Origin of the sequence: Dyella sp. OK004 (assembly GCF_900114495.1) — a bacterium.
GTDB lineage: Bacteria > Pseudomonadota > Gammaproteobacteria > Xanthomonadales > Rhodanobacteraceae > Dyella_D.
Window position 1 is genome coordinate 888,480 of the sequence record NZ_FOZI01000001.1, and the last position, 22,279, is coordinate 910,758.

General features: G+C 64.9%; 18 protein-coding genes. 3 read left to right on the forward strand and 15 right to left on the reverse strand.

Features of this window, described 5'->3' with window-relative positions:
* Window positions 1–117: 117 nt before the first annotated feature.
* Entirely contained in the window at window positions 118–1,662 is a 1,545-nt protein-coding gene (locus tag BM338_RS03870; RefSeq protein ID WP_090449498.1) for a S53 family peptidase, read from the forward strand.
* Between the two features lie 169 nt (window positions 1,663–1,831).
* On the opposite strand, the gene BM338_RS21305 is transcribed toward BM338_RS03870, so the two are convergent.
* Both BM338_RS21305 and ugpC read right to left on the reverse strand, forming a co-directional pair.
* Entirely contained in the window at window positions 1,832–2,380 is a 549-nt protein-coding gene (locus tag BM338_RS21305; RefSeq protein WP_143109235.1) for a hypothetical protein, read from the reverse strand.
* 377 nt (window positions 2,381–2,757) lie between these two features.
* Window positions 2,758–3,852 carry an ABC transporter ATP-binding protein gene (gene ugpC, locus BM338_RS03875; RefSeq protein WP_090449499.1) on the reverse strand — a complete coding sequence of 365 codons (1,095 nt, stop codon included), beginning with the start codon at window positions 3,850–3,852 and terminating at the stop codon, window positions 2,758–2,760.
* Between the two features lie 155 nt (window positions 3,853–4,007).
* Between ugpC and BM338_RS03880 the strand changes: the two genes are divergently transcribed.
* Together BM338_RS03880 and glk are read left to right on the forward strand one after the other, a co-directional pair.
* Complete coding sequence (locus tag BM338_RS03880) at window positions 4,008–5,360, forward strand: GH1 family beta-glucosidase (RefSeq protein WP_090450101.1); 1,353 nt, start codon at window positions 4,008–4,010, stop codon at window positions 5,358–5,360.
* Window positions 5,361–5,405: 45 nt separating this feature from the next.
* The gene (glk, locus tag BM338_RS03885; RefSeq protein ID WP_090449500.1) at window positions 5,406–6,431 is read left to right on the forward strand and encodes a glucokinase; all 1,026 of its coding nucleotides are present in this window, start codon (window positions 5,406–5,408) and stop codon (window positions 6,429–6,431) included.
* A 114-nt stretch (window positions 6,432–6,545) separates the two neighbouring features.
* On the opposite strand, the gene hrpB is transcribed toward glk, so the two are convergent.
* From hrpB to BM338_RS03950, 13 genes are all read right to left on the reverse strand, one after another.
* Window positions 6,546–9,068: an ATP-dependent helicase HrpB gene (gene hrpB / locus BM338_RS03890; RefSeq protein ID WP_090449501.1), complete on the reverse strand. Its 2,523-nt coding sequence runs from the start codon at window positions 9,066–9,068 to the stop codon at window positions 6,546–6,548.
* An 82-nt stretch (window positions 9,069–9,150) separates the two neighbouring features.
* The gene (gene gspD, locus BM338_RS03895) at window positions 9,151–11,550 is read right to left on the reverse strand and encodes a type II secretion system secretin GspD (protein ID WP_090449502.1); all 2,400 of its coding nucleotides are present in this window, start codon (window positions 11,548–11,550) and stop codon (window positions 9,151–9,153) included.
* Window positions 11,551–11,553: 3 nt separating this feature from the next.
* Window positions 11,554–12,339, reverse strand: a complete 786-nt coding sequence (locus BM338_RS03900) for a hypothetical protein (RefSeq protein ID WP_090449503.1) — start codon at window positions 12,337–12,339, stop codon at window positions 11,554–11,556.
* Window positions 12,336–12,974, reverse strand: a complete 639-nt coding sequence (gspM, locus tag BM338_RS03905; RefSeq protein WP_090449504.1) for a type II secretion system protein GspM — start codon at window positions 12,972–12,974, stop codon at window positions 12,336–12,338. Before gspM ends, BM338_RS03900 begins: the two co-directional genes overlap by 4 nt.
* On the reverse strand, window positions 12,971–14,134 hold the full coding sequence (locus BM338_RS03910) for a PilN domain-containing protein (protein ID WP_090449505.1): 1,164 nt from the start codon (window positions 14,132–14,134) through the stop codon (window positions 12,971–12,973). The genes gspM and BM338_RS03910 overlap by 4 nt, the downstream gene beginning before the upstream one ends.
* A complete protein-coding gene (locus tag BM338_RS03915; protein WP_090449506.1) occupies window positions 14,131–15,009 on the reverse strand; it encodes a type II secretion system minor pseudopilin in 879 nt (292 codons plus the stop codon). The genes BM338_RS03910 and BM338_RS03915 overlap by 4 nt, the downstream gene beginning before the upstream one ends.
* Window positions 15,006–15,677: a prepilin-type N-terminal cleavage/methylation domain-containing protein gene (locus tag BM338_RS03920; protein ID WP_090449507.1), complete on the reverse strand. Its 672-nt coding sequence runs from the start codon at window positions 15,675–15,677 to the stop codon at window positions 15,006–15,008. The genes BM338_RS03915 and BM338_RS03920 overlap by 4 nt, the downstream gene beginning before the upstream one ends.
* Window positions 15,674–16,102, reverse strand: coding sequence for a type IV pilus modification PilV family protein (locus BM338_RS03925; protein ID WP_090449508.1), 429 nt, complete (start codon window positions 16,100–16,102; stop codon window positions 15,674–15,676). The genes BM338_RS03920 and BM338_RS03925 overlap by 4 nt, the downstream gene beginning before the upstream one ends.
* Window positions 16,099–16,578, reverse strand: a complete 480-nt coding sequence (locus BM338_RS03930) for a GspH/FimT family pseudopilin (protein ID WP_255367181.1) — start codon at window positions 16,576–16,578, stop codon at window positions 16,099–16,101. The genes BM338_RS03925 and BM338_RS03930 overlap by 4 nt, the downstream gene beginning before the upstream one ends.
* A gap of 65 nt (window positions 16,579–16,643) precedes the next feature.
* Window positions 16,644–17,069 (reverse strand): type II secretion system major pseudopilin GspG, encoded by a 426-nt coding sequence (gene gspG, locus BM338_RS03935; RefSeq protein ID WP_090449510.1) that lies wholly within the window; start codon window positions 17,067–17,069, stop codon window positions 16,644–16,646.
* A 52-nt stretch (window positions 17,070–17,121) separates the two neighbouring features.
* Entirely contained in the window at window positions 17,122–18,339 is a 1,218-nt protein-coding gene (gene gspF / locus BM338_RS03940; protein WP_090449511.1) for a type II secretion system inner membrane protein GspF, read from the reverse strand.
* Entirely contained in the window at window positions 18,336–20,069 is a 1,734-nt protein-coding gene (gspE, locus tag BM338_RS03945) for a type II secretion system ATPase GspE (RefSeq protein WP_090449512.1), read from the reverse strand. Before gspE ends, gspF begins: the two co-directional genes overlap by 4 nt.
* A gap of 257 nt (window positions 20,070–20,326) precedes the next feature.
* Window positions 20,327–21,982 carry a S8 family serine peptidase gene (locus BM338_RS03950; RefSeq protein ID WP_090449513.1) on the reverse strand — a complete coding sequence of 552 codons (1,656 nt, stop codon included), beginning with the start codon at window positions 21,980–21,982 and terminating at the stop codon, window positions 20,327–20,329.
* Between the last annotated feature and the right edge of the window lie 297 nt (window positions 21,983–22,279).

The following is a 22,279-nucleotide window of genomic DNA, read 5'->3' on the forward strand; positions in this document are numbered from 1 at the left end:
GCGTGGCGCCGCGTGCCCGGTCACTTTGCCGCGGCGTTGGCAAACGCTTAGCGCGCTCAACACGTTCTCGAAACGTCGGACGGTGCAGCCTGCAGCCCCTTGCAGAAGGAGCGCACCATGAGCGCAGGCACTCATTTCATCCGGCGCACGCATTGGCCGCTGGCCACCGAATCGCGCTACCTCGGACCGCACGAAGATACGAGCCCGATCGATGTCACCCTGGTCATGCGCCGCAAAGGCGCCCACCCGCAGGCAGCGGTGTGGCCGCATGCGGCAGCCGTGCAACGCAAGGACTTCGACAGCGCCTACGGCGCCGACACGCAAGAAGTCGACGAGCTGCGCGGCTTTGCCCGCCAACACGGACTGCAGGAAACCGGCTGCAATACCTGCCGCCGCGTCATGCATCTGCGTGGCACGCCGCAGGCGATGCAGCGGGCCTTCGGCGTCGAACTGGGGCGGTACCAGCTGCTGCCTTCCGGCGACACCGTGATGGGTTGTCGTCATCCACCCGCGCTATCTGGCGCCATTTCCTCTTCTGTCATCGCCGTGCTGGGCCTCGATCATCGTCCGGTGGCGCGCCCGCATTTCCTGCGCCCCATGGCTCAGCCTGGCACCACTTACACGCCCATGCAGGTCGGCCAGCTTTACCAATTTCCCAATGGTGCCGACGGCACGGGCCAGACCATTGCAGTAATCGAGCTGGGCGGCGCGTTCAACCAGACTGATTTCACGCAGTACTTCAAAACACTCGGCGTCACGAAGACACCCTCGGTCACCATCGTCTCGGTAGCCGGCGGCAAGAGCACCACGGGCGCTGCCGATGCGGAGGTGATGCTGGATGCCGAAGTGATCGGCGCACTGGCGCCCGGCGCAAACATCGTCATCTATTTCGCACCGAACACCGACCAAGGTTTCTACGAAGCCATCTCGCAGGCGGCGCACGACACCACGCACAACCCTTCGGTGATCTCGATCAGCTGGGGCGGCCCGGAAGACAGCTGGAGCGCCTCCACCCTTGCCGCGATGGAGACGGCCTTACAGGATGCCGCCGCACTCGGCGTCACCATCACCGCGGCCAGCGGCGACAGCGGTTCAGGCGATGGCGAAACGGATGGACAGCCGCATGTGGATTACCCCGCCTCCAGCGTCTACACGCTCGGCTGCGGCGGCACCCGCCTCGACGCCAGCGGCACCACCATCGCCAGTGAAACGGTGTGGAATGAAACCGCAACCAACGAGGGCGCCACCGGCGGCGGCGTCAGCATGGACTATGCGCGGCCCGCGTTTCAGCAGAATGCCGGTGTGCCGACCGCGCCCGGCGGTTTCGTCGGCCGCGGCGTGCCGGATGTCGCCGGCAACGCCGATCCGATGACCGGCTATCAGGTGCGCGTGGATGGCCAGGACCAAGTGATCGGCGGGACCAGTGCGGTAGCACCGTTGTGGGCGGCGCTCGTGGCGTGTTTCAACCAATCCCTCGGCGCGCCGCTAGGCGATGCGCATGCAGCGCTGTACCAGGTGAATGGCGGCGCGTTCCGCGATATCACGGAGGGCGACAACGGCGCGTATCAGGCGGGCCCGGGCTGGGATGCCTGCACCGGACTCGGTACGCCGAATGGACAGGCGATGCTTCAGGCCTTGAAGGCGTTGCAGCCCGCCGCGTGACGATGGCGATGGCGATCTCTACCTGTCACTGCGCGAGTTCCGCCTGCTCACGTCGTATTTCACACTTGCCCGATCGGCGAGAGGGCGTCAGCACAAAGGGGTGTTCAGCGCGCCCAAGGAAGCAATGGCGCCTCCGAGCGCCATTGCTTCCTTGATTGGATTATCGCGCTCAATTTATCGACGGAGCACATAAGACTCCAGTCATTCCAGGTTTTGGTGCGCAGGTATTCGCGAAATAGCCTTGTTGATCCCAACCGCCAAAACCAGCGTCACCAGCCACCCAAACAAATGTCCACTGCTGATAGAGGGTTTCTGTTTGATTTTTGATGGTGAGCTTCTGTCCCGGACTACCTGTCGTAGGGAGAGGAGTGGGAGGGCCATTGTCAGGGGGAACTGATAGTGCCGAAACTTGATCGATGCTTGTGGAAGCCTCTATCCCAGAATTAACTGTTATCTGTCCGACAGGACCGACTGCGGTGGTCCCATCGCCGCGCCTCAGGGTGGGGTTCTTTTGATTCTGCGCGTCGATCCAAGTCTTCCATGCCTCATAGCCAGTTGCTCCTGGACTAAAGACTATGGTTTTCTGGTTGTACGAGCTGGTGGCGGGAGCCTTTGAGGCTGGCGTTTCGCTCAAAGTTAAAGAAGGGATGGCGAGGGAGGATATTGCCAACAGAGAGGTGAAAACAGTTTGTTTTTTTACGGATAGCTCCTTGATCAATCGCTGTTCCTAACTGCAAACACCAAGCCAAACCTGCCTACGCCGTTCTGATGCACTTTGAGTTGGCCGCGATGACGCATCTCCTGGCATTTGCTTGGTTTGGAAGCAATGGCTCGCGACGTGAGGTGCAGCGAGCCATCGCTTGACCGACCATAGCCTCCCTCGCCTCCCTCCCACAATTTGCAATATCCGCAAGAATTCTCCAGGAGCAACACGTCTGCTCGTCAGACGAGGTGCCGCCAGAGATGGTCATGCTTGGCAAATAAGCAGTGGTGTTATTGGTCAGGAAACCAAAGCATCAGGCGAGACTGGACGGTTTGACCACGTTCGTCGAAGTGTGCGACTCACAGCGATGCTCAGGAAATATTGAGCTAGCTCTAAGCGACGATGCGCGTCCCCTTCTCCGCATCGAAGAAATGCAGCCGCTCCGGCACAAAGTCAAAATGCAGCGTGCTGCCCGCCGCCGGTAAATGGCGCGATGCCGTACGCGATACCAGCGCCTGATCGCCGTGACGCAGGTTGAGGAAGATCTCGTTGCCTACCGGCTCGACCACTTCCAGTTCGGCACTGAGCACGGCACTGCCGACGTCCGCCCGCGCGAGCAAATCCTCCGGCCTCACACCCATCACGATCTCGCGATCGCGCCACGCTTCCAGTGCCTCACTCTGCGGCAGTTCGCCGAGCGTCAGCACACCCTGTGCCGTAGCGAGTTTCCAGCCGCCATCCACATGCAGGGTGCCGCGCAGCAGGTTCATCGCCGGGCTGCCGAGGAAGCCGGCTACGAAGAGATTCGCAGGCTTGTCGTACAGGTTCATCGGCGTGTCGATCTGCTGGATCACGCCGCCGTTGAGCACCACGATGCGCTGGCCCAGGGTCATCGCTTCGATCTGGTCGTGGGTGACATAGACCATGGTGGCTTTCAGGCGCTGGTGGATGCGCGCGATCTCCACGCGCATCGACAGACGCAGCTTGGCATCGAGGTTGGACAGTGGCTCGTCGAGCAGGAACACCTTGGGGTCGCGCACCAGCGCGCGCCCAAGCGCCACGCGCTGGCGCTGGCCGCCGGACAGCGCGGCGGGCCTTGAATCCAGCCGCTGGTCGAGCTCCAACATTTTCGCCGCCTCGGCCACGCGACGTTCGATCTGCTCCTTGGCCTGGCCGCGCAGCTTCAAGCCGAAGCCGAGGTTCTCGGCCACCGTCATGTGCGGATACAGCGCGTAGTTCTGGAACACCATGGCGATGTCGCGATCCTTCGGCGCCACGTCGTTCACTACGCGATCGCCGATGGACAGCGTGCCGCCGCTGATCGATTCCAGCCCCGCGATCATCCGCAGCAGGGTGGTCTTGCCGCAGCCGGACGGCCCCACCAGCACCAGCAGTTCGCCGTCGGCAATTTCGAAACTGGCCTCGGCCACGCCTACGTGACCGTTCGGGTAGACCTTGCGCAGTTTGTCGAGGCGGACCTGGGCCATGCGGATTTCTCTCCTGGGGCCGGCGGGATCGAACCACATCGGCGGGGGTGGGGCCAGCTTGTGACCAACCGGGCTGCACAAGCGGGAAACATTCGGATATTCTCCAATGTAAACGTTTACATCAAGCCGCGATGCGGCATATCGAGATTCCCGCCATGACTCGTAGCTACCGTTTTCCCGAAGGCTTTCTTTGGGGTGCTGCCACCTCCGCCTACCAGATCGAAGGCTCGCCGCTGGCCGATGGGGCCGGCCCCAGCATCTGGGAACGTTTCGCGCATACGCCGGGGATGATGGTGGGCGGCGACACCGGCGACATCGCCTGCGACCACTACAACCGCTACCAGGGCGACGTGCAGCTGATGAAGGCGCTGGGCCTGCACGGCTACCGTTTCAGCATCGCGTGGGCACGCGTGCTGCCCGAGGGCACCGGCCGCATCAACCAGAAGGGTCTGGATTTCTACAGGCGCTTGGTCGATGAGCTACTGGAGAACGGCATCGCGCCGAACGCCACCCTGTTCCACTGGGACATGCCGGCGGCGCTGGACGACCGCGGCGGCTGGCTCAACCGTGACAGTGCGCACTGGTTCGCCGAATACGCCGAGGTGATGTTCAAGGCGCTGGACGGCCGCGTGCAGCGCTGGGCCACCCTCAACGAACCGTGGGTGGTGACGGACGGCGGCTATCTGCACGGCGCGCTGGCCCCCGGCCACCGTAGCAAGTACGAGGCGCCCATCGCCGCGCACAACCTGATGCGCGCCAGCGGCGCCGGCATCCAGGCGTACCGCGCGCACGGCAAACATCAGATCGGCGTGGTGTTCAACATCGAGCCCAAGTACCCGCACTCACAGAGTCCGGAAGACCTGGCCGCCACCCGCCGCGCGCATGCCTACATGAACGAGCAGTTCGCGGACCCGGCGCTGCTCGGCAGCTACCCGCCCGAACTGAAAGAAATCTTCGGTGACGCGTGGCCGGATTTCCCCGCGGACGACTTCAAGCTGACCCAGCAGAAGGTCGACTTCGTCGGTATCAACTACTACACCCGCGCCGTGGTGAAGAACGACCCGGCGCAGTACCCGCTGAAGGCCTCGCCGGTGCGCCAGCCCAACAAGACCTACACCGAGACCGGTTGGGAAGTGTTCGAGCAGGGCCTGACCGACACCCTCACCTGGTTCAAGGAGCGCTACGGCGACATCCCGCTGTACATCACCGAGAACGGCTCGGCCTTCTACGATCCGCCGGTGGCCGAAGGCGATGTACTCGACGACCCCTTGCGCACCAACTACTTGCGCAAGCATCTCAGGGCGCTGCACAAGGCCATCGAGGCCGGCGTGAACCTCAAGGGCTACTACGCCTGGTCGCTGATGGACAATCTGGAATGGTCACTGGGTTTCTCCAAGCGCTTTGGCCTGTACCATGTGGATTTCGCCACGCAGAAGCGCACGCCCAAGGCGACGGCGAAACTCTATGCCAAGGTCATCGAGAGCAACGGTACGGTGCTGGACGAATAAGTCCCCCCACCGGCAGGCTTGCGTGACCCGTTGCCAGGATTGTTCATGAGCTCTACCTCTAGCGCCGCTACGACCCTGCTCGCCGACCTTGGCGGCACCAATGTCCGCTTCGCCCTTGCCGATCCTTCGCTCGCTTCGCCGCTACTGCTGGACAGCGTGAAGCGCTACCGGGTCAGCAACTTTCCTTCGATGGCGGACACCATCCGCCAGTACTTTGCCGATACCGGCCTGTCGGCCTCGCGCGCGGTGATTGCCGCCGCGGGCCGCATCGTCGACGGCGAAACGGTGAAGGTGACCAACAATCCGTGGCTGGTCTCGGCGCATGGTTTGCAAGACGCGCTGGGGCTGACCTCGGTACGCCTGGTCAACGACTTCGCCGCGCAAGGCATGGCCGTGCCGCTGCTGCGTCACGAACAGTTGCAGGCGGTGGGCCCGCAGAAGCTGCCCAACACCGGTGAGCACCAGACGCAGACCTTCGTGGTGATGGGCCCCGGTACCGGCCTCGGCGTTGCTGGCTTGCTGCTGCGCGACGGCCGCTGGACCGTGCTGGAAACCGAGGGCGGCCACGCCGGCTTCGCTGCGCATACCGCTGAGGATGTAGAGATCCTGCACCGCCTCAACGCGCGCTTCGGCCGCGTGTCCAACGAGCGCATGATCTGCGGCAACGGCATCGTGAATCTCTATCTCGCACTGGCCGATATCGAAGGCCTGCCGGCCGAGGAATTCACGCCGGAAGACATCACCGCGCGCGCGGTCGAAGGCACTGACAAGCTGTGCGTGCGCACGGTGGAAACGTTGGCCGGCATCTTCGGCAGCGTGGCTGGCGATCTGGTGCTGAGCCTTGGCGGCTGGGACGGCGTATTCCTCACTGGCGGCGTGCTGCCGATCCTGCTGCCGTGGCTGCAGCACGGCGGCTTCCGCGAACGGTTCGAGTCCAAGGGTCGCTTCAAGGAAACCATGCAGCAGGTACCGACGGTGGCGATGATGCATCCGGAGCCTGGCCTGCTGGGTGCGGCGGCGATTGCGGTGCTGGAAAGCGGCAAGTCACTGCTACCCAGCAGCAACGCGTAGGAGCCCACTCTGTGGGCGACAGACGCTGCGGAGTTCTCGCTTCGTAGGTTTTTCGCGCACAGAGCCTGCTCCGGACTTGATCCGGGGGTGCGCTCTTACAGGTCCTTCGAGACGTTACGTGCCGCGGGGCTTCGCGCGATGCGTGGGCGTCGCACTCCACGGATCATCGGGCCATGGGTGCCGCGGGTAGCGGCCCTTCAATTCCTTCTTCACCTCGGGATAGGTGCGCTCCCAGAAACCTTTGAGGTCCTGCGTCACCTGGATCGGGCGGCCGGCCGGCGAGAGCAGATGCAGCGTTACCGGAAAACGCCCGCCACCCACACGCGGCGTGTCGGCCAGGCCGAATAGCTCCTGTAACTTCACCGCGAGCACCGGCGGCTCGCCCGCCACATATTCGATGCGGCGTGCCATGCCACTGGGCACCGTGATGCTCTCGGGTACCTGCGCGTCGAGCAAACGGCGCTGCTCGTAGTCGAACAGTGCGGCCAGTGCCTGCGAGAGCTCTTCGGCACTCAAGGCATCCAGTCGCCGTTTACCGTTGAGGTAAGGCGCGAGCCACGCTTCGAGCGAATCCAGCAAGACTTCGTCGGAGATATCGGGCAGCCCCAGTTCCGGCATCCACGCGCGCAGCGCCTGCATGCGCGCACGCAGGCGGCGCGCGTTCTCGCTCCACGGCAGCACGTCCAGTCCCTTCGCGCGCACCGCCGCGAGCAGTGCGGGCAAGGCATCTTCAGGCTGCACCGGCACGCTGCGGCGCGACAGCACGATGGCGGCGTAGCGCTGCTCTTCGAAAGCTTCGACGGCGTTGCGTTCGTCATTCCAGCGCAGCGTGCGTTCGCGCCGGAATTGCATGGCGTAGTCGCGCTCAAGGACTCTCGAATCAAGCGGTGCCGCAGCGAGGATCAGGCTATCGCGCGCCTCGAAGCGCAAATCCAGCGCGACCAGCCACGGCTCGCCAAGCAAGGCCGTGCTTTCGTGCAGACGTGCGCCGCGGCCATTCGCCAGCGTGTAGCGCAGCGGATTGTTGTCATCGCGGCGCGCCACGCGATCGGGATAGGCATGCAACAGCAGATCGCCCACGGCATGACTATCCGGCACACCACTTGCCGCAGTGCGCACGTCCAGACGGCGGCGCCAGCCTTTGCTGGCCTGCTCGATCACCGCCAGCGCACCTGCGTCGGCACCGCCGCGCGCACCAGCAGTACGGCGATCGCGCCATGCATGCAGCGCCGTAACGCGCGCGCGGAAATCGTCGCTGCGCGCCTGCTCGCCACGCAGTGGCGAGCGCGCCTCCATCAAGGCGAGCAGATCGGCCACCAACGCATGCAGCTCCGGCGGTGCACGCAAGGCCGCTGCGCCGAGACGCGGGGTGGCGCCGAGTTCCAGCATGCGGCGGCCGAGCGCGGTGATGCGCCCACCGGCATCGAGCGCACCCAGCACCATCAGCAACTCGCGTGCCTGCGCCAGCGCGCCGCTGGGCGGCGTGTCCAGCCACGGCAGATCGTTGCGGCTATCCGCGGTGATGCCCCAGGCCGCCAGTTCCAGCGCCAGCCCCGACAGCTCGGCCTGCGTGATCTCCGCTGTACGCGCTGCGTCCAATCGCTTGCTTTGCGGCCACAGGCGATACGCCGTGCCTTCCGCGACGCGACCCGCGCGACCCGCACGCTGATCGGCGGAGGCCTGTGAAATATTCACCGTTTCCAGCCGCGTAAAACCGGAGTTGGGATCGAAACGCGGCTCGCGCGCTAGGCCGCTATCCACCACCGCGCGAATCCCTGGCAAGGTCACGCTCGACTCGGCGACATTGGTGGCGAGCACGATGCGTCGCATGCCCGGCTCGGCAGGATTCAAGGCCGCCTGCTGCTCGGCCAGCGACAGTTCGCCATGCAACGCGACGACTTCCACATGATCATCTTGCAGCGTCTGAGCCAGCACCGCCTCGGTGCGCGCGATCTCGCGCCGTCCTGGCAGGAAGGCGAGCACGTCGCCACCATTTTCCTCCAGCGCTTGTCGGGCGATGCGGGCAAGCTGATGCTCCACGTTCTCCTGCGTGCGCGCCGGCGGATACTCGACGCGCACCGGAAAGCTGCGCCCTGGGCTGCTGATGCGCGGCGCATCCAGCCATTGGGCGATGCGCTCACCATCCAGCGTGGCCGACATCACCACAATGCGCAGTTCGGGCCGCAACGTCGCCTGCACATCCAGCGCCAGCGCCGCGCCGAGATCGCCGGCGAGATGCCGCTCGTGGAACTCATCGAACAGGATCGCGCCAATGCCGGTGAGTTCGGGGTCATCCTGGATCAAGCGCGTGAGAATGCCCTCCGTCACTACCTCGATCCGCGTCGCCGCACTCACCTTCGACTCGAAGCGGATGCGATAGCCAACGGTCTGCCCGACCTCTTCACCCAACTGGCGCGACATGAATTGCGCTGCCGCGCGCGCGGCAATGCGCCGAGGTTCAAGCATCAGGATTTTGTCAGTGCCCAACCAGGGTTGATCGAGCAGTGCCAGCGGGACTTGGGTGGTCTTGCCAGCGCCGGGTGGCGCTTCGAGCACCAGGCGGGGCTGCGCCGAAAGCGCGGCGCAGATATCCGGCAACAACGGGGTGATGGGGAAGGAAGGGGCGGCGGTATTCATCGTGGCGATGATACCGGGCCGGCTGTTGCCTCTAAACGAAAGCTGCGCTCCGCCGCCAGTCGGCGGCGGAGCGCAGCGGGACTCACTTGATCGGCGTGGTCGTGACCTTCGATGTGCGCGCCGGAGCTGGAGCTGGAGCAGGCGGCACCATACCTTCGTGCAACGGCTTCAGCGACTCGAACTTCTGCTGATACTCGTCGGTAATCTGCTTGGCTTCCTCGCTGCTGCTGATCACCTTGGGCGTGATCAGCACGATCAGCTCGGTGCGCGTTCGGTTTTTGCTGGTGGTACCAAACAGGCGCCCGAGTATCGGTACGCGATTCAGTCCGGGAATGCCCGAGTCGCCATCGGTGTTCTGTTGCTGGATCAGACCACCGAGCAGCACCGTCTGCCCGCTCTGCACAGCTACCTGTGTGCCCATCGAACGCTGTGAGATGGTGGGATTGGTTTGACCGCTGGGGTAGTTCGGCTGACTCACCTGCTGCTGGACGCTGAGGTACACCAGTCCACCCGGATTGACGCGGGGCTGCACGTTGAGGATCACGCCCGTGTTGAGGTAGTTGACCTGGTTGTAGGTCGCGGTGCCGACACCGGGATTGACGCTGGTCTGGTTGATCGGCACCTGATCGCCGACCTGGATCTGCGCGACCTGATTGTTCAACACCACCAGCGATGGTGCCGACAGCGTCTTGGTGTTGCCATTGGTCTCCAGCGCACGCACGGCGACCTGCATATTGCTGTTCATGAACGAATAGAAGAACGGCTCGCCATTGAACTTGTTGCCACCGCCGCCCAGGCCGATTGCCCGATGACGGAAGGTATCGACCGGTGTGTAAGTGGTGTTGCCATTGGCGTCTGTCGTCTGGTTGAGGTTGCGCAACCCCTCCAGATACCACTGCACACCAAACTGGAACGCCCCCGTCAGCTTTACTTCCAGGATGCGTGTCTCGATCTGCACCTGCAGCGGCGTGTTGTCCAGGCGATGGATGGCCGACTCGATCTCCGCCCACTGCGAAGGACGCGCGCGTACCAGCAACTGGTTGTTGGCATCCACCGAACTGATGCGCACGCTGCCGTCTTCGGAGACGAACTGCTGCGGACTTTGCGCACCGCCACCACTACTCGGATTGGAGCCAAAGGTGCTGCCGATACTGGTGCCCGGGCCGCCGAAACCGCTGCTCTTGTCGGTGCCGTTACCGAAGCCCGCGCCGCTGTTGATGCCGGAATTGAGACCCGAGTTGCCACCGATGCCGCCGCCGATTCCACCACCGATTCCACCGGTGGTGCTGCTGCCGAAGCTGCCGGCCGTACTGCCCATGCCGCTACCCGAACCATAGGCATTGTCGGCGTTGCCCAGGGTGCCGGAATTCAAACCGGGCCCCACCTTGGCACCTGCGTTGCTGCCGCCGTTGCCGCTCGCGTAAATCTGCCCCAGGTATTGCGCCAGATCGGACGCCTTGATGTTGCGCACGTCATACACGAACAACTGCGGCTCGTTGCCGCCGCCGCGATCGATCTTCTCGATCCACTGCCCCACTTCCTGCAGGTAGTTGGGCTGGGTGCTGATTACCACCAGCGCGTTGGTGCGCTCGATCGGAATGAAACGGAACATGCCGGCCAGCGGCGTATCGCCCTTGGCGCCGAACATGCTGTCGAGCTTGGGCATCAGCTCGGCGACACCGGCGTGCTGCAGATTGAATACGCCGACCGACATGCCGCGCAGCCAGTCCACGTCGAAGGTGCTGACGGTGCGCTGGTAGTTGGCCAATTCCTGCGGCGAGCCGGCCAGCACGATCACGTTGCGCGAAGGGTCGACCAGCAGGATCGACTCCGGCCGCGCGAACGGCTTGATCAGTTTCTGCATCTCGGTAGCCGAGATGTAACGCAGCGGGAACAGGCGCGCCTGCATACCTTCCTGCGGCGCGGAAGCGCCTAGGCTCGGCACGAGGTTGCCGGCCACGGCTTCCTTCGCCTGCATCACCACGTAGCCGCCGTTGCGCTTAACCAGCGCATTGCCGGTCCACGACAGCAGCGTCTCCAGAATCGGCATGGCCTGGCTGGAATCCACCGGCTCCGCGGTGGCGAAGGAGATGTTGCCCTGCACGCCCGGTGCGATGGTGTAGTTCTGCTTGAGCAGGTCGCCGAGGATCGCCTTCACCACGGCCTGCACCGGCTGGTTTTCGAAGTTGAAGGTCACGGCGCCGTCGCCGGTCGCCGGTGCGCGCGGCGTGGCCAGTGCGGAGGGATGAATGAAAGTCCCGCTGCCTTGGCTGATCTGCGGCTGGGACAGGGTATCCGAGGGCGCATTGATCCCGCCGTTGAGCGGCTGCGGCTCCGGCGCGGGCTTCTCCGTCCCCGCCATGGCTTCGCGCTGCAGCGCTCCGTCATCGTGTGGTGCCGGCAGCGTGGAGCAACCGGCCATCCAGAGCGCCAGCGCGAGGGTGCCGTAGCGGAACGTCGGCTTGGTGAGATGACGGGACATGGATCAGTGTGCTCCTTCGGGGGTGCCGGCGGCCTGTTCGGCGCGACGCTTCTGGATGGCGGCTTTGAGCTGGCGGATACGCTCGGCCTGCAGCGCGCCGTCGTCCTGCTGCGGACGCGGCGCGTTGCTGTCGGCGTTGGGCGGCGGCGTGCCTTCGCCACCGGGTTTCAATGGCATGCGTATGGCGGGATTGCTGCCCGCCGGACCCACACGCTGTATCGCGCCCGCGGGCACGGTGATGGGTCCGGGCATGGCGCTGCCCTGATTCGGATTTGGTGCCTGCGCCTGCGCGTCGCTCTTCGGCGCGTCGATCGGCGCGCCGGCGGGTAGCTCCAGTTCGGTACGGCCGCTGGAGGACTCGAAGATCGCTGAGCGCGATTTCAGTTCCACCAGCTTCCAGCTGCCGTCCGGCAGGCTACTGCCTTCGCGTACACGCACATCGCTGTCGCTGCCGCGCGTATGCAGCAGGGCCATATGCAACGCGGGCGTAAGGATGATGCCGGTGAGCTGCATCTCGCCCAGGCTGGCACCACCCTTGGCCGATCGCGTCGCTGGCTTGCGATCGGGATTGAACACAGGCTGCTGCCACACCGTAGCGAACTGCGCGAGCGGTACCGGGACCGGCAGGTTGCTGCCTTCGCGGGTGTCCGGCAGCGGCGGCGTGGGGCGCGAGGGATCCCAGTGCACACCACGACCTACACCGGCGAGTAACACCATCAGCAGCGCGGCCAATGCGATCGCTACGCCGGCCAGCACGGGCGTCAGTCGACGTTGCGCGGCGGCGTTCAAGAGGCATCTCCCGCGGGTGCGGCGGCAGCCGGTGCGGCACCGCGCGACTGGCGCACGTAGCCGCTCAGGGTGAACTGCACTTCCAGCGGCGGTGCGCTGGCTTGCTGTGCGGCGACCGGATTGCGATAGACGCTGAGGTCATCGATGAACAAGTACGGCGTACCCTGCTCCAGTTGTTGCATCACCGCTGCCAGCGGCTGCATATCGCAGCGCAGGCTGATACTCACCGCCACTTTGCGATAGGGCTCGCCATCGGCGGCAGGCGGATTGGGTACCGGCATCTTCTGACTGACTTCGCAGCTGCCGCCATCGGGATGCGCCGCCACTACGTCCACCACGCGCTGCATCAGACCAGCGGCCGCGGCGTTCGGATCGTCTTCGGGAAGGAATGCATTACTCGCCGCCTGGCCCTGGCCGAGCGTGGCGATGCGTTGCTGCAGCGCCGGCTTTTCCGCGATGGCGGAAGCAAAGCGCGCCTGCGTGTCGCGCAGGTCGGCCATCTGCGAGCGGACATTGAGCAATGGCGAGACGAACCACCAATGCAGCAGCACGAAATACGTGATCACCAGTGCCAGCAACAGCAACAGGATCGCCGCGATGCGTGATTCGCGCGGCTTCAGCGCGACCAGCTTCACGGCTTGCCCCCATTGCTCGCCGGCACGGCGGGAGCGGCCTTGGCGGCTGTCGGCTTGCGCATCTGCGCCACCATGTAGAAACGCTCCTTGCCGGTCGACGGGTCCGCCTGGATGGTGCCCTGGAAATTGGGATTGCTGATGACGGTGGAGTCTTTCAGCGCATCGACCAGTCGCGCGGCCTGCGGACTCTGCCCCTGAAAACCCACCTGCCCCGCGTTGTCGATGCTGAGACGTTCGAGCCAGGCGGTGATGGGCAGGCGCTGCGTGATGTCCTGCAATACGGCCAGTGCGGAAACCGTGCTCTTCTTGCGCGCGGCCAGGAAACCGGCCGCGCCGGCGTTGTCCTGCAATTGCTGGCGCAAGCCGCCGACTTCCTGCGCTTCGGCACGCATGGTTTCGACCTGGGTCTGCATTTGCGCCAGCGCGCTTTCGCGATTGTGCAGCCACTGGCCGAGCACCAGCGCCAGCAGCAGTACGCACGCCGCCGCCAGTGCCAGGTTCAAGCGTTGCCGCGGATGCGTGCGGCGCGGCGCGAGTTCCGCCGGCAGCAGGTTGACGCCGAGGCGGCCACCGTCCACACCCAGGTCCACTGCATCCACCGCGATGCCGAGTTGGCCCAGGCGCGCCAGCAAAGGATCGAGTGTGGTGCGCGGCACCGCCACCAGTTCCGCAGCGAGACGGCCGGCGGGTGCGGGCGCGTCGAGTTCGCGGATGTCGTAGCGCACCTGCTCGGCACGGAACGGCGTTTGCCGATCCATCTCGAACGCGCCCACTTGCTGCAAGGTGTCGCGCGCCGCCGCCGGCAACATCAGCGGGCGCCGCAGCACGGCACTCGCCGGCAGGCACAGCGCCAGACGCAAGTCCTCACGATCCACCCCGCGCAGACCATCGGCCAGCGCTACCTGCTGACTGGCTGCGTCGAGGCTGTCCGGCCATTGCGCCAGCGTGTCGTGCGAGCCGGCGCGGCGCAGCCGCCAGTCATCGCCGGCGCGTTCCAGTAAATGCCACGCGGCACCGCCGCCAAACAGGGCATGCCAGCGCGTGGGCACCAGGAAGGCGAGCTCGCCACCCCACCACGCAAAGAATCGCGGCAACGGCGAAGCGCGCCATGCGCGGCGTACGCGTTCGAGCTGCGGTCGCAGCGAGCTCGTCATGGTCATTCCCCGTCTCCCTCCTGCCAGCGAAGCACCGCGTAGGGCTGTGCCCCCGCCCTGGCCCCTTGCAGACGTACCGTGGCGCGCAAAATCGCACGCGTGCCATCCGGCAATGTCGCCTCCGAACGAATACTATGCGTCACTCCCTGACTCCCGCCTAGGCCTGTCGGCCCTTGTCGTTGTTGTCTTGCGGCATACAGCGCGTTTGCCTGTTCCGGCGTCATGCCGGGGATCGCCTGCAGCGCCAGCGGCGGCGCAAAGGTCGGGTCTGGCGCGTTGCGGCCCGACCACAGAGTGACCTGCGGCGCGATCTTGCGATAGATGGCAGGGTCCATACCCAGCACCATTTGCAGTTCCTGGATGCTGGCGAACGGTGCATGGCGCGGAGCATAGTCGCGCCCGGCCGAGGTATAGGCGGCCGCAGCCCGGTTCAGATCGTCCGGCCCACGGCCGAAACTGCGCCAGTTCACCACTTGCTTGGCCAGCTCGTTGGCGGCGTTGTCGTTGAGGCCGGCGGCGCGGAAAAACGCCTGCAGCACATCCGGCGAAGCCGCGTTGATGTCGACCTTGCCGCTTTCGTCGACCACAGCCAGCTTCACTTTGGCGTCGTCGTACTGGAAATCGTAGTTGCGTCCGTCCGGTATCCAGCGGTTGCGGATGGACGGATCCTGCATCGCATAGATCGCGCGCATCACACCCGCCTCCGCGGCGTAGTGCGCGCGCACCTGCGCGAACTGGTAACGCGCCTGCATGCCTTCGGTGCGCGCAAGCGTGGCGTAGCCGCCGAGCAGGATGGCCAGCAAGGTGCAGGCCCACAGCACCACCAGCAGTGCCACGCCGCGCTGGGCGTGCGTGCCAGCCCGATGCAAGCTGCGCTTCATCGCACCACCTGCGGGCGGCGGATGCCTTGCAGCAGATCCATCTGCTGACCGAGCGCGGCGGTGGGATCGATGCGCAGCGGCGCATCCAGACGCGGCCACTCCTGCCGGCCATCCAGTTTCAGTTCAACCCGCACCACGCGCGGCAGCAGGCGTTCGTCTTGCCACTTGCCCTGCCAGGTGCCGAGCTGTTCCTGCGTATCCGGCGTGCGATAGCTGAAGTGACCTTCGCGCACGTTATCGAGCAAAACTTCCGGCTCGCTCAATGCATGCGGCGGACTGCCATCCGGCGGCAGCAGCGCGAAGCTTGCCTCCAGCTGCGAACCACCCTTGCCGTTGGAGACGATCTTCCATTCCTGCAATTGCGGCCCCAGCTTGCCGAGATAGCCGGGCAAGGGCGCGACAAAACGCATGGTCTGCGCATCGCCGCTGAAATAAAGATTGTCACCATTGCCGTCGCGCCCGAACGGCACCGCCTGGATCTGCGCCAGCTCCTGCCGCATGAATTGCTGGGTGGAACGCAGCTTGTCGAGCTGTTCGACCGATGCCGTGCCGGAGCGAACACTGTGCGTCGCCGTGCGCACACCGGAGTAAACGCCAAGCAGCAGCAGCGCCATCAGCGCGAGTGCGCCCAGCACTTCAAGCAGGCTAAAGCCGCGCTCGCCGTTCACGGCGTCACCACCGGCGGGTTACCGCTGTTCTGCCCGATCAGCCGCAAAGTACTGAAATGCGCAGAGCGTTCGCGACTGCCTTTACCCCACAGCACGTCGAGGTCGAGCTTTACCATTTGCAGCGGCGAGGGTTGCTGGCTGGCGTCGGCGGGACGCCACGGCGTGACACTGAGGCGCCAGCGGTATTGCTCATCGAAGCGCCCTTCGCTGTGACCGGGACGCAATGGCGCCATGACGTCCGCGGTGTCGAGCACACTACGCGCCCACATCGCGGCGCGGCTGTAATCGGCAGCGTTGTTAGTGAGGCCGATGGAACCGCCCGCGACCTGCATTAATGCCGTAAAAGTGATCGCCAGCAACAGGATCGCGGCGATGACCTCCAGCAAGCTGAAGCCCCTGGCTCGCGCAGCCTGTCGGGGATTCACGACACCACCACGCTCACGGCGCCGGTGAGCCAAGACACATTGACCTGCCAGCGCCGCTGTTCGCGCTGCAGCGTGATATGCCCGCCGGTGGAGCTGCCATCGGGAAAGAAACGGATGCGCCCGGTGGTGGCGTTGGGCTGATCTTCCTTGGCGCTGGTGATGCTCAGGCGCATGCCCTGCGGTAAGCGCACGTCGCGCTGATCGCTGCCGCGATAGGTGTTCTTGCGCGTGTCCACGTCAAACACTTGCTCCTGCCCACGCACGATCGCCTGCGCGCGCGTGGCGCGCAGCGCGGCAGCCAGTTCGCCGCTAGCGGCGTTGACGCGCGCACTGGCCAATCCCTGCGACACGGAGACGGAAACCGCCGCCGCCGCGATACCGATCAGCAGAATCACCGCAAGCATTTCGAGCAGGGTGAAGCCATGGGCGCGCGAAGCGCGCCGGGAACAGGGAGCGGGGAACAGAGCACGGGGCAAAACGAAAAGCTGCGTCGCTGCGGCAGCCCTCCGTTCCCCGTTCGCCGTGGCCCGCTCCCGCTTCATTACTGCCAGTTCCCCATGTCGGCGTTATAGCCATCGCCGCCGGGCTGGCCATCCTGGCCGTAGAAGATCAGATCGAAGCTGCCGTGGTCGCCCGGGTACTTGTAGCCAAAGGCATGGCCCCACGGATCCTTCAGTTCCGACTCTTTCGCATACGGACCCTGCCAGTTGCGCGCATTCGCGGGCTTGGCCATCAGGTCGCTGAGCTGGGCCGGCGGTGCCCCGTTGTCGAGCGCGTAGTTCTCGATCTTCTGGCTGAGCGTGGTGAGCTGCGCCTTGCCGGCACCGTACTTGCCCTTGTCCACGTTCTTGCCGACCTGGGTCACCACCACCGCGCCGATGATGCCGATCAGCACGATGACCGCCAGCATTTCGAGCAGGGTGAAGCCGCGGGCGGCGCGTTGGAGTCGGATGTGCCTGTGTTGCATAGCGAAACCTCTGGTCATCGGCAAAGTGGAATGGAAGTGGCAGGCCACGTTGTTATTGGATGTTGCTGGTCAGGCTCAGCAGCGGCAGCAGGATCGCGGCCATGATGATGGCCACCAGAATCGTCATCACGATGGTCAGCGCCGGCACCAGGGCGGCGAGCAGGCGATCGATGGCACGCTTGCTCTCCAGTTCGAAGGTGTCCGCCACTTTCAGCAACATCGTGTCCAGCTGGCCAGCCTCCTCACCCACCTGCACCATCTGCAGGGCTAGTCGCGGGAACCGCTGCGACTGCGCCAGCGCCAGACTGAGACCCGAACCACCCTTCACTTGTTCCGCGGCATGGGCCAGCGCTTCGTCCAGCGCGCGGTTGGAGGTGACCTGGCGGGCGATGGTCAGGGAGGACAACAGCGGCACGCCGTTCTTGAGCAGGGTGCCCAGGGTGCGGGCGATACGTGCCGTCTCCACTTTCAGCAGCAGCGGCCCGATCAGACGCATCTGCAGCAGGCGGGCATGCCAGGCCAGCCGCGCTACCGGATCGCGCAGGCGGGCTCGCCACATAGCAATGCCGCCGACCAGCACTCCCAGCATCAGCCACCACCACGACTGCAACAGGTTGCCCAGCGCCAGCACCGCCTGGGTGATCCACGGGATCGGCACCTGCATATCTTCGAAAATCGGTACGAACTGCGGCACCACATAGGCCAGCAGCAGCACCAGCGAGCCAAACACGCCCACCATCAGGAAGGCCGGATAGATCAGCGCATTGACGATGCTGCCGCGCAGCTGCTGGCTGCGCTCGAGGTAATCCGCCAGGCGGCGCAAGGTATCTTCCAGCGACCCGCCCGCTTCGCCCGCGCGCACCAGGCTGATATAGAGCTTGGGGAAGACGCCGTGTTCTTCATCGAACGACTGCGACAGCGGCGTGCCGCCACGCACGCGATCGCGCACCCGCTCGATCAATTGCTTGGCACGTTCGCCTTCTGGCAGATCCAGCAAGATGCCAAGTGCGCGATCCAGCGGCTGGCCGGCGCCCAGCAGGGTCGCCAGCTGATGGGTGAACTGCGCCAGCTGATCGCCAGTGAAGGGGCCACGCTTGAACAAGGCGGCCAAGCCGCTACCGCTGACTGCCTCGTTAGCCGGCTTGGCTTCCAGCGGGGTGTGGCCCTGATCCTGCAGGCGTGCGATGACTTCCTCGACGCTGGCAGCTTCCATCTCTCCGTGAAGCAACTCGCCGGCGTCGCTGACGGCGCGGTAATGAAACTGCATCAGCTCTCCTGCGTAACGCGCAGGACCTCCTCAATGGTGGTGATGCCCGCCACGGCCTTGGCAATGCCGTCTTCGTACATGGTGCGCATGCCTTCGGCGCGCGCCAGGCGTTCGATTTCGCCGGCGTCGGCGCGCTGCATCACCAGTCGGCGCAGCGGGTCACTCATCACCAGGAATTCCATGATCGCGCGGCGGCCGCGATAGCCAGTGGGATTGGCCGTGCTGCTACCCGGCTTCCACAGGCGAATAGGCCGCTCATTTGTGTACTTGTGCAACTCGAACTGCTCGATCACCTCGGGCAGCGCTTCATACGGCGTCGCCGTTTCCTGATCGAGACGGCGCACCAGGCGCTGCGCCAGGATGCCGTTGACGGTAGAGCCGAGCAGGTAATCCTCCACGCCCATGTCGAGCAGACGGGTGATGCCACCGGCGGCGCTGTTGGTATGCAGGGTAGACAGCACCAAGTGGCCGGTGAGCGCGGACTGGATCGCGATGCGGCAGGTTTCCAGATCGCGCATTTCGCCGATCATGATCACGTCCGGATCCTGACGCACGATCGAGCGCAGGGCGCCGGTGAAGTCCAGGCCGATCTGCGGCTTCACCTGGATCTGGTTAATGCCTTCGATCTGGTATTCGACCGGATCCTCGACGGTAATGATCTTCACGTCGGGCGTATTGATCTGCGACAGCGCGGTATACAGCGTGGTGGTCTTGCCCGAGCCGGTGGGGCCGGTCACCAGCAGGATGCCGTGCGGGCGCTCCAGCACATCCACGAAGCGTTGCTGGAAATTGTCGGTGAAGCCGAGCGAGGCGAAATCGAACACCACCGATTCGCGATCGAGGATACGCATCACCACCGACTCGCCGAAGCTGGTCGGCACCGTCGATACGCGCAGGTCGAGCTCCTTGCCCTGCACGCGCAACTGAATGCGGCCGTCCTGCGGCAACCGCCTCTCGGCGATGTTGAGCTTGGCCATGATCTTCACGCGCGAGATCACCGCAGCGGTGGAGCTGGATGGCGGTGCTTCCACCTCGTGCAAGACACCGTCAATGCGGTAGCGCACTTTCAAACGATTTTCGAACGGCTCGATATGCACGTCCGACGCGCGCTGTTCCACCGCACGCTGCAGGATCAGGTTGACCAGGCGGATGACCGGCGCCTCCGACGCGAGGTCGCGCAGATGCTCCACGTCATCCTCCACCGCGGCGCTGCCGTCGAGGTTCTCGACGATGGTGCCCATGGCGGAGCGGCCGGAGCCGTAATAGCGTTCGATCAGATCATCGATCTCCGAACGCAGGCCGATGCGCAGCGTTACCGGGCGACCGACAGCCAGCTCCACCGCCTGCAGCGGATACGCATCGGCCGGATCGGCGACCAGCAAGGCCACCCCATCCTCGCCGTCGCGCACCGGCACCACGTGGTGCATCTTGAGGAAGCGCACCGACATATCGAGTTCGGCGGGCGGCAGCTCCGGCGCTTCGCGCGAGGCCAATAGTGGCGTGTGCAGCAATTCGGACCAGGCTTCGGCCAGGTCTCGCTCGGAAACCAGGCCAAGCCGTGCCATCAGCGCCGTCAACGTGCCTTCGGGCGACTCCTCGTGCAGCCGCCGGGCTCGTGCCAGGTCACTGTCTTTCAAGCGTCCGCGCGCAACCAGCAGATTGCAGACCGCCGTTTCGCGATCCTGTCCTGCTATCCCTGCCTCGCTGGCCGCCGGCCTTGCCGCTGCCGACATGCACTCACCCCGCACTTCTCAAGTCCATATTCGCCCACGGTACCTGAGGTACCGCCCCTGGAGGGCGCATCAGCCCACATTGGTAGCACATCCTCCAATACGGTTGCGAGACTGGACGGCGGATACACATGAAAGCCCGATTCTGAAGGGCGATATTTGCCGGCGTGTGAAGTTACGGTGGCACGCCATATGAAAGAAAAAAGAACCGGCGCCCCGAAGGGCGCCGGTTGCCTGGTACACCGATCAAACCATGGCGATCAGGGCTGCGCGCCCGCCGCCTGCACTGCCGCATAGGTATTGAGGATGCCTGCGCCGATCGGCTTGGTCTGGCTGGCCGCCACGTGCGGCTTGGTGGCCGAAGACTTCAGCAGCGACGTGATCTGCGCCGAGGTGAGCAGGGCCTTGCCGAGAGCGAGGCGATAGCTTTGCATCAGTGCCACGGCACCGGCCACATGCGGCGTGGCCTGCGACGTACCGGCCATGCCGCCATAGGTCGAACCCGATGGCGACGTGGTGCCGGAGTCGATGGTCGACCAGATGAAGCCGGTGGTCGCCTGCGTGCCGCTGGAACCGTCGTTGGCATACACACCGCCGCCCGGTGCGGCCAGGGTGATGCCGGCGCCGTAGTTGGAGTAGTACGCACGACGGCTGGTGATGCCGGTGGCAGCCACCGCGACCACGCCCGGGCAACTGGCCGGCGAGAAGCCGGACACATTGGCGTTGCTGTTGCCCGCCGCTACCACCACGGTGGCGCCGCGGCTGATCGCGCCGGAGATCGCCTTGCCCGTGATGGTGCTGGAGGTGCAGGTGCCACTGCCGCCCAGGCTCATGCTGATGACCTGCGCCGGATGCGTGTTGTCCGGCACGCCGTTCACATGACCGCCCGAGGCCCAAGTGATGGCGTCGGCGATATCACTGTCGTAGCCGCCACAGTGGCCAAGCACGCGCACCGGCAACACCTTGGCGCCGAACGCCGTGCCGACCATGCCCGTGCCGTTGTTGGTCTTCTCGCCACCAGCGGTGCCGAACACATGCGTGCCATGCCAGCTGCTGTTCTCCGCCGGATGGGTGGAATCCACGCAGCCGCCGTTGCTGGCGAGGTACTTGCTGCCGGTGGTCCAGTCGCCGGTATCCCAACCGCCAGCCGCACGGCCGTCGGCGGCACGACCGGAGACCAGCGCGGTGCTGATGAAGTCGTAGCCGGAGGCAGCCAGGGTCAGGTCGAGATCCGGGTGATTGGTCACACCGGTATCGAGGCTGGCAATGGTGATGCCGGTGCCGTCGGCCAAGGTCCAGGCCTGCTGGATATTGGCGCCGCCCCAGTTGGCCACCGAGGTGCCGAGGCTACTGTCACTGAACGCCGTACCGTTCGCCGCCAGGTAATCCCATTGGTAGGCGGCGTAGTACTGATCATTCGGCGTGGTGAAGGTGGCCGCACCAGCCGGCTGTGCCTGCACCGGTTTGCTCAACGCATGACGCATGTAGTCCGGCTGCACAAATTCCACCGCCGGATCGGCGGCGATCCGCTGCACGAACTGGCGCGTTTCCGTGGCGGATAGACGCCGCGAGGTGGTTACCAGATCACCACCGATAGCCAGCTTGCGATTGTAGTTCACTCCCAGCATGCGGCCGCCTGAGCGCAGCGCGTTGGTTGAGAGCGTGGTGCCACTCTGTTCCATCAGTTGGGCCTTGCCGGCGGCAACCGTCACCGCCTGCACGGCGGCGGACGGATTGGCGTGCTCCGTGCTGCCATTGCGATAGACCACGATGAAACGGTTATACGACTCGCCTTCCTGGACCGAACTCAGATCGAAGCGGCTGATATTGCCCGAGATATCCGCGGCGGCGGCCGGCAGGCTCAAGGCCAGCAGCATCGAGGCGGCGAGCAACTTCACTTGCGAACGCTGTTTCATTCGAACTCCCTCTACATGGATTGGCTGAGCGAAGGCGTCCCTCACCGTCATCCGTCAGGAACCAACCAGCGTGCCCTCCCCAGAGCACGGACCGGCCACCACCCCCAGAGGTGGACCTTCTATGGAATGCCGGGTAACCCTGGTCGATCCCACCCTAGTTGACGCCAGCAATTCATCCTCGCATGAAATAACGGCGCCATTCGCAAATTCACGCGGTCATCACAACCACGTCACCGTCCCTGTCGCGAGCCTGCCGCAAGCGCGGTTTGATCGATCCCGGCGCTCTGGGACAATGCA